The following is a 12,733-nucleotide window of genomic DNA, read 5'->3' as shown; positions in this document are numbered from 1 at the left end:
GGAGACCATGCATCCTGGCAGGTTCAACGCTGGTGTGTGCGCCCATCTGAATGCAGCTGCGCCTGATTCGCTACGCGCAGTTGGGCCACCACCGGGAACAGGACCCCGACTCCCTCAATGGGGACGTGATCTTCCTATACATGGACTTTTTTGAGGGCCATGCGGGCAGACCAGCTGAATCTGAGCGTACGTTAGAGGCTCTCCGGAGGCCAAAGGACTCCCCAGGAGCGTGGGCAGTGCAGCGACCGCGCTCCGGCTCACGTCACGGAGCAGTCGTCCCTTGTCCGGCGTGCCTGCCTGCTCATGCGGATTCAGTACGAGAGGACGCGGTCGTTCTCAAACGTCAGGCGAACCAGAACGTCAGGTTTCACAAGCTCGAACGAACCCTGCACCAGGTCGCTGACCGCCAGACCGCGCGCAGCACTGGACATTCCCGACAGGTAAAACTGCGCGGATCCGGCCCTGAGCGCGTCGTAATGTTCACGGAGCCTGCCGGTCCCCAGGCCCTGCAGGGCATCCAGAGTTGCAGGGCGAAGGAGGTGTACGGCGTCACCGGCCAGGAAGAGCGTGACCGGGTGGCCTTCCTCCTGCGCAGTACGCGCAACGAGAAAAGCAAGCGCTGCGCGCGTGGGATCATTGGGACCGCAGGTAACGTGGACCAGGAGCTTCGCCATAAAACCCTCCTTGCTGCTTGCCATCGGAAAAGCTTCGGGAACGGCATGGGCACGACGGTGATACCAGGAACCGCAAACTGAACTGCTGAATTACGCTTCTTCGGGTCGGTGGTCCAGATTTTACCTCACATGCAGCCATCTTCATTTTGCACGCTTGACACGCAGGGACCGCCCAAATTGACATCGCGCGCACCCCTACTGACCCCGGCGGAAGTCGGGAGCATCCCAAAGGTCAACACATCGCCGGAGGGAGTCTGCTGCGCTGCCAACGCTCAACATCAATCTGCGGACCATTCACTGGCTTGCAATGAGCGCTTGGGTTGGGGCACGGTTTTCATAGGATCGCCTGGACCACAGCACACAACCGGCATGAGGCTTCAACACCTAGCGTAGACCAAGTGGTGCCAGGTCTACCGGGCGGAAGCGCAGGCAACGATGGAGAGCGTCACCGAAGACGCGCGGTCCAACGCCGGAAAAACACCGCCCCAGCTCAGCCGTCGAAGTCCGGCCGCTCTACCTTCTCGACACTCAGGGCTCTGGTTGTCCGCACCAGGGCGCGGATGCCTTCACTGCTGGCCTCCACCTCACGGGCCCGCGCCAGAAATGCTTCTGCTCCCGCCGGGTCGCCCTGCTTCTGGCGCTGATCGCTCAGTTGCCGGAGCAGAATCACCGTTTCTCCCAGTGCCCGCAACGCCTGATAAGCCTTGGACTCAACCGACTCACTGACTTCGGTCAGCAGGGTGCCTGCCGTGTAGGCATGACCAGAGTGGCACCGGAACCTCACAAGGGTGCCTTCCCGAATCTCGATCAAGGTGCCGTGACACTCCGGACAGGTCAGCGGCGACGGTGCGCCCAGCCGGGTCACCCCTTTGCTCAGGGCATGCTCTTCCCGGGCAACCCCCAGCTCAACTTCAAGGCGGCGTACGTCCTCAGAGGCCAGCGGTGTAGGTCTGTGGTTCCTGGCTCGGTCATCCACCAGGCTAGCCAGCAGCGCTCCCAGTTCCGAGAGCGGCGCAACGTGGTCAACCTTCACAGCATTCAGAGCGCTACGTGGCATCGAGGCGAACTCTGCGTCATCCGGGTCCTGCACCACGGCCAGACCGCCGGCCTGTTTGATGACATGAAGGCCGGACGTGCCATCATCCAGGTTTCCAGTCAGGACCACCCCGATCACGCGGCTCCCTGCCTCGACTGCCGCCGAGCGGAACAGAACGTCAATGGCGGGACGGGAGCGGTTTTCTCTGGGGCCCCGGGACAGCAGGACGGTTTCACCATCCACCAGCAGGTGATGGTCAGGCGGAGCGACGTAGATCATTCCAGGATGCAGCGTCTGGCCATCACGGGGATGGATGGCGTGCAGGGTGCCAGCGGCACTGAGGATTCTGGGGAGCATGCTGGGATGGGCCGGGGAGACGTGCTGGACCACCAGCACTGCGGCCGGAAAGGAGCTGGGAAGTTGGGCACAGAGTTTCATCAGGGCCGAGACACCACCAGCTGAGGCCCCAATGACCACCAGGGGAAAGTCCGTCATCTTGAATTAGTATCCCGCCGTATGCGCTGCAAAATACTGAGCTGGATCAATTTTATGAAGAAGCAGCGTTGCAAGACCCTGCTTGCTGGCACGCTTCCACGATGGGGCTTCATCTGACGGAAGCGTGCTGAGTACTCGTTAATCACGGATAACAGGCTGCTTGGGCCAGGCGAACCAGAACGTCGCGCCCTGATTTACCTTGCCTTCAGCCCACACCCGGCCACCGAAGCGCATACAGGCTCGGCGCACCGTCATAAGACCAACGCCCGAGCCCTCGTAGACCTTTGAAGAATGCAGCCGGCCGAAGAGCCGGAACAGCTGGTCCTTCTGCCGCATGTTAAAGCCGGCGCCATTGTCCTCCACGCCAATGTGATACTCCGATTCGGACTCCTGCACACGGACATGAATCCGGGCGGGGTCCTTCTCCTTGGTGAATTTGAGTGCGTTTGAGATGTACTCGTCGAGAATCAGATACAGCGCCCGGGAGTCGCCCTGCACCGTCGGCAGCGGCTCGCTCGTAATATCGATGTTCCGGTCGGCCATCAGCGGCCTGGAATGTTTCCGTACTTCACGCAGCACGCTGTTGAGGTCGACGGACCGCAGACGCACACGCATGGAGCGCATCTGCATGAAGCGTTCTATAGACGCCATCAGGGCGATTATCTGCTGGACGGCTCGTTCCGTATTCAGCAGCGGCTGGTTGACTTCGTCCGCCACCTCTCCCAGCGCACGTCGCGTCAGGCCAAGAAAATTCAGGGCGCGCGTCAACGGCAGGTGGAGTTGCTGAATAAAAACGGTAACGATCTGCTCGAGTTCCTGGTTCAGCTCACGGATCCGGGCGCTGTGTACTTCCAGCTGCTCCTGCTGAGCCGCCGTATTATCCAGCAGCCCGGCATGCGCCTGCTTATACGCGGTGATGTCTGTGATCACGAGGCGGAAGCGCTGAAATTCACCGTCGATATGTTCCGCGTCGAGATCCAGCAGAACATCAAACATGGACCCATCGGCATGATTCAGCTGCGCTTCGCCCCGGCGGCTGAGTCCGTGCCCAACTGCCTGACCGAGCAGCAGTTCAAACGATCCCTGTGACGCAGGAGTCAGAAACTGACTGAAATGTCTTCCCAGCAGAACCTCACGGTGACGACCAAGCAACCCTGTGGCCGCACGATTGACATCCTGAATCCGGCCCTGAGAATTCAGCAGCACGTAGGGTGCCGGCGCTTCGCTGAACAGCGTCATCCCCTGGTGCTGGCAAGCCTGAAGGTCGGCTTCCAGAGTGTTGATTTGTTGCTGAAGCGCCTGGATCTCGGATGCTATGTGGTGCTCGTGGTCGGGCATAGTGTTTGATGACATCATTTGGAATGAGAGTGTCCAGGGAAGCCTTTACTTGTCTATGGACTTGGGTGCGTCCAGGCCAATGAGACCAGCTTATTTGCCCAGGGCATTGACCAGGGTCCTTTGCCAGTCACTCCAAACGTCATCCGGTATCAAGCATCACGCTGGTTTTTAATTGGTGCACAGGCTGAAACACGGAACTCCCATGCGAGCCTGCGGTCGGCGCGCCAGAATAGGCCGTAGGTGCTCCCCTTGCGCGCTATGGTCGTCCAATGGGGATCTCCCCTGCTGAGCAACACCTGAAACGTTGAGAGAACTTCACAAGAGGACGCTTCTCCTGACACCGGTTTCCCTGGCGGAATGACTTCCGTTCACACCTCGGCGACCGCATGTTTCACAAATGCAGGCCAGCTCGGACGCCTGTGCTTCCTCATCGGGAACGTCTTAATGGGCGACGTGACAGCTGTCATGCATCTGTGCTTTAAGGCGACCGTGAATTGCTGTGATTTCCTGGAGAAGCTGGCCTTGCTCATTGACCAGGAACGGCTGAGGCTGGGTGCTGAGCTCTGTCAGGCGCTTCATGGCGTCGTGGTCGCCCAGATCCTTAGCCAAAGATCTGGTGGCAGACAATGCTCTGGCCAGGAGAAGAGTCAACATACTGCCCCTATCATGGTTACGCTATGAAACGCCGCCTCATCAATTCTGTGAAAAGAGTGTTAGTAATATTATTTGCATTGCCAAACTCCACTAAATACAAGTTCATTTAAATATCATTTGGCGTCAAAATTTTCCATCTTCTATTTAAGCTTTGTTGTCTGTTTCAGCGCGTCTATCCGCGCCAGAAGCGACGAGCGCCTGTCGTTTTTGTCCGGCTGATCATGTTCCACAAAGGCAGGTCAGATTCCGAGTTGTTTGTGCTTCCACAGGCTCAGCGACGCGGTTTGATCCTCTGGCTCACGGGCTCGGAATCTCCAGACACGCCAGACACACGTCCATCACCAGTTCTGGAACATACTGCTCGCATTCGCAACACCATTCCTGCTCTTCCCATTCCACTGAAGGCCGGGCTTCCAGTGGAGTGGAAAAGAGGCCAGGGTCGGTAAGCAGCTCTCGCAACGTGTAGGTCATCGAACCTCCCACGCACAGGATTGCTGTCCTGCACGCAAAAACGCAAGGCGCCCGGCAGTTCACTGTGTCTTCATCACTTCGGCGCAAGCATGCCCTTCGGTCTCCCCTGTTGGGCATCTGTGTTGAAAAGGAGGCGCCAACCGGCACCCTGAGTTGCGGAAAACACCGGTGGAGACGAACGCGAGCGCCGTAACGCTGCTCAACGTGTCAGGGGCATATCTGCGGGACTCTGGGCGATCATGCTGCCGTCATGCACTCCCGGAAAGCCCACGCGTGAACATCACGTCTCTGCCCTGACTGAGGATCCACCTTGTCAGCGGTCCCCGTACAGTTCGGAGGACATAACGTGATCTACACCCAGCTCCGGCAATTGAGCGTGGCGAGGCTAAGCGCATGGGCCGTTGGGCTCGACGCTTCGGAAGCACGGGTCAAGGCGCCACGAGAAACTGTGCGGCCGTTCTAGTCATGAGGGTGCCGCCTGGCGGTGTGCCGGGGCCAGTACACCGCTGCCAGCCACGACAAACAGGCTCGGGTGTGGCCTACAGGTCAGTGGTACGGAACATGGCTGGCATGACCGCTTCCTCCCCCGCAGCAGCAGGCAGCGGGCTGGGGCGGCCAAAGAGGTAGCCCTGAAGGAACGTGCAACCCAGGTCGGTGAGAAGCTGGGCCTGGATGGGTGTCTCGACGCCTTCGGCCACAGTGTCCAGACCAAAGGCGCGTGCGAGCGCAACGATGGCGCGCACCAGTTCAGCGGCCCTCACGCCCTCTGGCCCGGCAGTGCCAAGGTGCAGGGTGAAAGAACGGTCGATTTTCAGCACTTCGACCGGCAGTCCTGCCAGGGCGGAAAAACTGCTGTAGCCCGTCCCGAAATCATCCAAGGCCACCCGTACTCCCAGCGCGCGCAGGTCGCGAAGCACGTCACGGCCACGGTGGGCGTCAATCAGGCTGTTTTCGGTAAGTTCCAGCATCAGCCGGCCCGGTTCAAGACCTTCCTCGCACAGCACCCGCGTGACGTTCTCCACGAACTGCGGTTGGGCAAATTCCAGAGGACTGATATTCACGGCAATATGCCCACGAAGCGTCCGTGCAGCAGCACGAACCGCTTCACGGAGAACCCACTGTCCGATTGGGATGATCAGACCCGACACTTCGGCAAGCGGGATGAATTCGGCGGGGCTCACCAGGCCGCCCGGGCTTTCCCAGCGGATCAGGGCCTCATGAGCCGTCACCTCTCCGCTGATGGGGTGGATAATCGGCTGAAAGTGCAGCCGGAACTCGTTGCGTTCCAGGGCGCGGTGCATTCCGGACAGCAGCGCCATCTCAGCCAGGGTTCGCCGGTCATGCTCAGCGTTGAAAAATGCGTGGCCGCCTCCTGCGCGCTTGGCACGGTACATGGCGGTGTCAGCCTGAGTCAGCAGAGTTTCGACCTGGTCTGCGTCGTCCGGAAAGATGGTCAGACCCAGGCTCCAGTGAACGTAGATCTCCTGATCCTCGAGCACAAACGGGGTGCTGAAGGCCTCACGAATGCGCGCCAGAATGCGTTCTGTGCCGGCCGGCACGGCCACATCGCTGAAAATCAGTGCGAACTCGTCGCCGCCCATACGCGCGACCGTGTCACTGGACGCCAGGCATTCACTCAGGCGCTTGGCCGTCAGGCACAACAGTTCGTCACCGGCGGCGTGGCCGAGCGTATCGTTGATGAGCTTGAACCGGTCCAGGTCCATCAGACCCAGCACCACTTTTGAGCTGTCCAGGGTCGCTCGGCGCATGGCCTGCGTGAGGCGCTGACGGAAATTGGTTCGGTTGGGCAGGCTGGTGAGGGTATCGAGCAGCGCGAGATCACCCAATTGCTGCAACGTGATATGCAGGCGCAGTTCATCCATCACCAGCGCCGCGAAGTCCTGGAGGATGCCTTCCTCTTCCAGGGTAAACGAGCGGGGAACGGCGTCCATGACGCACACGGTTCCCAGGTGATGCCCGTCCGGGGTGCGAAGCGGTGCGCCAGCGTAGAAGCCTACCTGCTGGTCAACAATGACGCACTTCATACCATTCACGCGCGGGTCTTTGCGGGCGTCAGGAATGACCAGCACATTGTCCTGCTGGATGGCGATAGCGCAGATCGACTCGCTTTTCGGCGTTTCGGTGACATCCAGCCCCAACCGGGCCTTGAACCACTGACGATCTTTGTCCACGAACGACACTGCCGCGACTGGCATATCCAGATACCGGGCGGCGAGCGCGACAATCCGGTCGAACTGCGGCTCGGGAAGAGTATCGAGGATGCCGAAGCGGTGCAATTCATCAAGGCGGGCGTCTTCGTGGGTAGGGGACATCAAGCTCCATTAGCGTGCAGTTGAGGCAGGCAGTCCGCGCAGTTTCACGCGGATGCATTAATGAATAAATAGGGCAGAGTGTCCAGCGGAATGTTTCCCGGCATGGTTCCCGTAAGGAAGTGCCAGGTCCCAGGCCAGAGCAGGTGGGATTCCGTACCGGCCGCAGCATAGCGGCTGCGCTCTTACAAGGACCGTTCAGGGTGGAGCTCAGGAAAAGTGTGGACCAATGGCATGTTTCCAACACCCGTTAAGGAATGCAGGGTCAATTGCCCCCCGTTCTCCACATTCCCGGCAGGCCCCCTGTGCCAGCCGGTCAGTCGATGGTGTGGAACGGTGCCGCCAGCTCGCCATGCAGCCGACGCCGGCCTGGACCCTGATGATCTGCAGACTCTGCCCGAACAGGCGCACATCGCGTGACTTGTGCGGGCACAAGTTCTCTGCGGCACACTTCACGGGTACGTCGGAGCGGTGGCTAGAGTCGGACAGGCCGCCGGTCAGTGCCGTGGGCGAATGGCACAGATGAGGGCCTCAGAGCCGCCGGCCACTGATTTCTTGTCAGAACAGACCGCCCGCCGGTCCCGAACGAGGTTGCCCGGGTGACTTCGCGGCCGCGTCCCGAGCCTGCACAGCGAGCTGATCGGCACGTTCGTTCTCGGGGTGACCAGCATGCCCCTGAACCCACTCAAAGGTCAACCGGTGCCCCTGGGCGGCCTGAAGGAGGGCCTGCCAGAGGTCGGGGTTTTTGACGTTCTTCCAGTTCTTGCGCTGCCAGTTGCTCAGCCAGTCTTTCTCGAAGGCATCGATGACATAGCGGGAGTCACTGACCACGTGGACGGCGCAAGGCTTTTTCAGCGCGCGCAGCCCTTCGAGCAGAGCAGTAAGTTCCATACGGTTGTTGGTGGTCCGGCCTTCACCACCTGACAACTCCTTCGTGTGGGTGTCTGCCGTGAGGATACAGGCCCAGCCGCCAGGGCCAGGGTTGCCGGAGCAGGCGCCGTCGGTGACGAGGCGGACGGTGGGCAGGGGGGCGTCAGGCATAGGTCCTTTCAGTGTGGCACCAGCAGGCGTGCCTGGCGCCGCTGGAACGTGGCCGGCGTGAACATGTCCCGGCTATGGTGATGCAGCGATGGGCTTTGCAACGGGGTCAGGTGAAGTGCACAGGACATCAGATCGCCCCGGCGTGTTCCAAGCAAAAAGGTGCAGGCAGGTCAAACCGCGTGCTCAGGCAGGAAGCATCGCTGGCTCTACCGGCGGCGCTTTCTGCCTGAACCTTGGCGGGGGTGCTCTCTGTGGCCAGGAGCTGCCTCCTCTCGGCTCTGGGCCTCCTCGGCCGGGCCGGTTCTGAGCGGCGTCAGGACTCGAGAACGGCCAGTGCGTCAATTTCCACGAGCAGACCTGGGTTGAGACCCACGTATACGGTGCTGCGAGCCGGATAGGGCGCGTCAAAAAACTCGCGGTATACGGCGTTCATCGCTGGGAAATCTTCGGCGCGGGTGAGATAGACGCCCACGCGCAACACGTCATCCATGCCGGCGCCGGCTGCCGCGAGGGCGGCGCGCACGTTCTCGAGCGCCTGGCGGGTCTGCGCTTCCACACCCTCGCGGGGCTGGCGGGTCTCCGGGTCAACCCCCACCTGACCCGCCGTGTGAACAAAGGGACCAATGCGGACGGCATGCGAGTAGGGTCCCGCGGCTGCCGGGGCATGCTCGGGAGTGAAGCTCTGGCGTGACATGAAGGAGGTTCTACCACGCCTCGTCTGTCAGGGCAGCCAGTTACCGCCGCAGACAAACAGGCCCAGCCGCTGCGGGAGCTCGGCGCCTTCCAGCAGTGGCGCAAGAGGCAGGCCTGCAGTGGGCTCCACGACCTGCTTGAGGTGGCGCATCATCAGGCGCTGCGCCTCCACGATGCTCTCCTCGCGCACGGCGAGCACCTCGTCCACGTGCTTCTGGACAACGGGGAATGTCAGCGCGCCGGGCATCATGGTCTGTACGCCGTCCGCGACCGTGCGGGGCGGCGCTTCCAGCCGGATCCGCTCACCTGCGAGGAGGCTGCGGCGCGTATCGTCGCCTGCCTCGGGCTCCACGCCGATGACGCGCGTTTCTGGCCAAACCGTCTTAATGACGGTCGCGATGCCACTGATCATGCCTCCACCGCCCACTGCGACAAGAACCGCGTCCGGCGCGCCCGTCTGCTCCGTGAATTCCAGGGCCTGCGTTCCCTGGCCCGCCATCACGTGTGGGTCGTCGTAAGCGTGGATGTAGTGAAAGCCCCGTTCTTCGGCAATGGTACGCACGCGCTCCTCGCCGTTGAGGCGGCTGACGCCCTCGTCCACGACCACTGCGCCGTAGGAACGCACCGCCGCCTTTTTCGTCTCGCTGGCGTCTTCATACATCACCACGACGCACGGAACACCCAGGACGCGTGAAGCGAAAGCCACGCCCTGTGCATGATTCCCGCTCGACAGGGTCACCAGGCCGCGCGGGCCCCCGAGCTGGAGCGCAGCGTTCAGCGCCCCTCGCACTTTGAAACTGCCGGTTTTCTGCAGGTGCTCGCTCTTGAAGAGCAGTTCGCGGCCCAGCAGGCGGTCAAGCGATCCCGACGACAGGACCGGCGTGCGGTGGATGTGCGGCGCAAGCCTCCCGGCGGCTCCACGAACGTCCTCAAGCGTTATCACCTGAACAGTCTAGATGCCGGCCGAACCCCATGCCCCGTGCTTGACCGGACGGCAGGGCCTTGCCGGTTTGCCTGCCAAGGTCACCTGCTTCAGTCAGGGCTGACTGTCTAGTGCAGTGTGCCCTGGGTGAGGCCTCCAGCCTGGGCCGGCGACAGCTGGTAATCGCGAATCTGCTGCCACGTCGCCTCGACTTCCGTCACGAGAATCACCACAAGGTCCCCCTGCCGCGCCATGCTCAGCGCAGCACTGACTGCTTCAGGTTCAGGCAGGATCGTGTGCAGCCGTTCCGCGGGAAAACCCGAGGCGAGGGCCCCTTCGGCCACGTGACGGGCGCCTTCTCCTGCCGGGCGGCCCCGGCGCAGGTCGTCCTCACGAATGATCAGCTCATCAAAGGCCCGGGCAGCCAGTTCGCCCATCTGCCGCATGTCTGCGTCCCGGCGGTCCCCAGCCACACCCAGCACACCAATCACGCGGCCGCGTGCGGGACGCAGGTGCGCCACCAGATCCCCCAGGTATTCCAGGCCCGACGGGTTATGCGCGTAGTCCAGCAGCACCCGGAAGGGGTGACCGTCGTACAGGTTCAACCGTCCGGGGCTTTGCTCGAATGACGTTGAGAAGCTACTCAGCGCCGCGCGGATCACAGGCAGTTCGATGTGCTGGGCCACCGCCATGGCCGCGGCCGCAAGCGCGTTCTGAATGTTGACTTTCGCAAAACCCCCCAGCGTCGCAGGAATGTCCCGGGCGCGCATAAGGGGCGTGCGCTGACCATCCTCGTACAGGACAAGTTCGTCGCCCACCACGGTGCCTTCCCGGACAAGGGCCAGGCCACCGTCAGCGATGTGTGCCCGGAGATGTTCCGGCGCGGTTGGTCCACCCTGCATGGAGAACAGCGCCAGCCGTCCGCGGGCCTGGTGACGCATGGCCCACGTCAAAGGATCGTCAGCATTCAGCACGCTGGTGCCGGAATCTGTCACAACCTCCACAATGAGCGACTTCACCCACGCGAGGTCCTCGACCGTGTCGATTCCTTTGACGCCCAGGTGGTCCGGCTGGATGTTCAGGACCGCGCCCACATCGCAGCGGTCAAACCCCAGGCCTTCACGCAGGATCCCGCCGCGCGCCGTTTCCAGAACGGCCACCTCCACGTTCCGGTCACTCAGGATCACCTTCGCGCTTTTGGGGCCAGTGGTGTCGCCGGTGAGGATCTGCTCACCATCCACGTAGATGCCGTTCGAGGTGGTCAGGCCCGTCACTTTCCCGGCGTGCCGCATGATGTGCGCGACCATGCGTGCGGTGGTGCTTTTCCCGTTGGTGCCGGTGATCGAAATGATCGGCATGCGGCAAGGGGTGCCTTTGGGAAACAACATGCTCAGAACGGGTGACGCCACATTCCGCGGCTGACCTTCCGAAGGCTGCAGGTGCATCCTGAACCCGGGCGCCGCGTTGACTTCCACGATCGCGCCACCTGTCTCGTGCACCGACTGTGAGATGTCGGGGCTGATCAGGTCAATGCCGGCCACGTCCAGGCCAATAACCTGCGCGGCGCGCCGGGCGATCGTACGGTTGTCCGGGTGAATCACGTCCGTGCGGTCCACAGCAGTGCCGCCGGTGGAGATGTTGGCCGTGTCACGCAGGAAAACGCGTTCATGCGCTGCCGGCACGCTCTCCGGCGTCAGGCCGCTGCGGGCAAGCAGTTCCAGCACGTGCGGGTCGATGGTGATGCGGGTCATCACATTCTCATGGCCGGTGCCGCGGCGGGGATCAAGGTTGACGGCTTCCACCAGTTCCGCGATGCTGCGCTGCCCGTCACCCACCACGTGCGCGGGGATGCGCTCAGCCACGGCGGCCACGTCCCCATTGATCACCAGAACGCGGTGGTCATTTCCCGTGAAAAACTGCTCAACCACGACCTCCCGGCTGTGCTGCCGCGCTTCTTCGAAACCGTGACGCACCTGCTCCGGGGTGGAGAGGTTCAGCGATACCCCCCGCCCATGGTTGCCATCGAGCGGTTTGGTCACGACCGGCGTACCCAGGCGCCGGGCGACCCGCACCGCCTCGTCTACCGTACGCACCACGGCGCCCTGTGGGACGGGCAGGCCCGCCCGGTCAAGCAACCGCTTGGTGAGGTCCTTGTCGCTTGCGGTGCCGGTCGCAATAAATGACGTTTTGCTTGTGATGCTGGCGCGCACCTGCTGCTGGTATTTGCCGTACCCAAGCTGCACGAGGCTGTCGTCATCCAACCGCAGAAAGGGAATGCCGCGGCGCTCCGCTTCACTGACGAGTGACTGGGTAGTTGGCCCCAGCGTAAAACGCTTCGTGAGGCGGCGCAGAACGTCAAGTTCTGCCATGAAATCAAAAGGCGTGTCTGGGTCAATAGAGCTGATACTTCTCGGGAGCAGCACCTCCACGTCCTTGATGCCCTGCATGTCCGCAGGCAGAAGGCTGTCCACCAGGCGCAGGGCAATCGCCCCGGCAACGAGGCCGACCCGCTCCTCGTGGTAGGGGTAGAGCATGTTGTACTCGCCCGGTTGAGCTCTTGCGGGGCGACGCTCCGCAACGCCGATGGGCCGACCAGCCAGGGTCTGCAGGACGCGGGCCACGCGTTCAGCCACAGCCCCGAGGCCCGGATCGTTCTGCACCGCACCGTCAGATGCAGCCCCGCCGTCCTCAAGGGACGGCATCAATTCGATCAAGCGGTCCACAAAACCAGGAATGGCTGCCGGCGCCGTGTCATTCAGAGCGCCCAGATCGAGTTGGACACGGATCATGTGCTCATGCCCGTACACATTCGGGCCGCGGTAGATCTGCTTTTCGATCACTCGTAGTGGAGTAAAGGCTCCTCCTGGAAGCATGGGTTCACCGGCACCGGGCGTGTTGTTTGTCATTGTGTCTCCCAGAGAGGTGCTGCGATAAGAACGACCGTAAAGCGATGTTGCCGGTGTCTGGTGGGCATCGTGCCAAAGGCGCTTAAGGCCGACCGGCATCCACCAACGAATTGAATAAACGAATCTTGGTCCGCCGTGCTGGAGCCATGGTTGCCGGTGGGGTAGCCAGCCGG

Annotated in this window: 9 protein-coding genes; all 9 read right to left on the bottom strand. The window is 62.0% G+C overall.

The features are described 5' to 3' along the window. Positions 1-311: 311 nt before the first annotated feature. The 9 genes from DEIDE_RS13735 to cphA all read right to left on the bottom strand — a co-directional run bounded on the left by DEIDE_RS13735 (position 312) and on the right by cphA (position 12,560). Entirely contained in the window at positions 312-674 is a 363-nt protein-coding gene (locus DEIDE_RS13735; protein WP_012694571.1) for a DsrE family protein, read from the bottom strand. Between the two features lie 490 nt (positions 675-1,164). Next, positions 1,165-2,205: a chemotaxis protein CheB gene (locus DEIDE_RS13730; RefSeq protein ID WP_012694570.1), complete on the bottom strand. Its 1,041-nt coding sequence runs from the start codon at positions 2,203-2,205 to the stop codon at positions 1,165-1,167. Positions 2,206-2,343: 138 nt separating this feature from the next. Further along, positions 2,344-3,543: a sensor histidine kinase gene (locus DEIDE_RS13725; protein ID WP_041227680.1), complete on the bottom strand. Its 1,200-nt coding sequence runs from the start codon at positions 3,541-3,543 to the stop codon at positions 2,344-2,346. 951 nt (positions 3,544-4,494) lie between these two features. After that, a complete protein-coding gene (locus DEIDE_RS19140; protein ID WP_162485637.1) occupies positions 4,495-4,668 on the bottom strand; it encodes a hypothetical protein in 174 nt (57 codons plus the stop codon). A 539-nt stretch (positions 4,669-5,207) separates the two neighbouring features. Next, positions 5,208-7,001, bottom strand: coding sequence for a sensor domain-containing phosphodiesterase (locus DEIDE_RS13715; protein WP_012694568.1), 1,794 nt, complete (start codon positions 6,999-7,001; stop codon positions 5,208-5,210). Positions 7,002-7,556: 555 nt separating this feature from the next. Beyond that, complete coding sequence (gene rnhA / locus DEIDE_RS13710) at positions 7,557-8,039, bottom strand: ribonuclease HI (protein ID WP_012694567.1); 483 nt, start codon at positions 8,037-8,039, stop codon at positions 7,557-7,559. 313 nt (positions 8,040-8,352) lie between these two features. Then, positions 8,353-8,733 carry a RidA family protein gene (locus DEIDE_RS13705; RefSeq protein ID WP_012694565.1) on the bottom strand — a complete coding sequence of 127 codons (381 nt, stop codon included), beginning with the start codon at positions 8,731-8,733 and terminating at the stop codon, positions 8,353-8,355. 27 nt (positions 8,734-8,760) lie between these two features. After that, complete coding sequence (locus DEIDE_RS13700; protein WP_012694564.1) at positions 8,761-9,675, bottom strand: threonine ammonia-lyase; 915 nt, start codon at positions 9,673-9,675, stop codon at positions 8,761-8,763. Between the two features lie 107 nt (positions 9,676-9,782). After that, positions 9,783-12,560 carry a cyanophycin synthetase gene (gene cphA, locus DEIDE_RS13695; RefSeq protein WP_049760537.1) on the bottom strand — a complete coding sequence of 926 codons (2,778 nt, stop codon included), beginning with the start codon at positions 12,558-12,560 and terminating at the stop codon, positions 9,783-9,785. Between the last annotated feature and the right edge of the window lie 173 nt (positions 12,561-12,733).

The sequence above is a fragment of the Deinococcus deserti VCD115 genome, from assembly GCF_000020685.1.
In the GTDB taxonomy this organism is placed as follows: Bacteria; Deinococcota; Deinococci; order Deinococcales; family Deinococcaceae; genus Deinococcus; species Deinococcus deserti.
The sequence above is the reverse complement of the archived record's forward strand: the minus strand, read 5'-3'. Positions and strand labels throughout refer to the sequence as shown.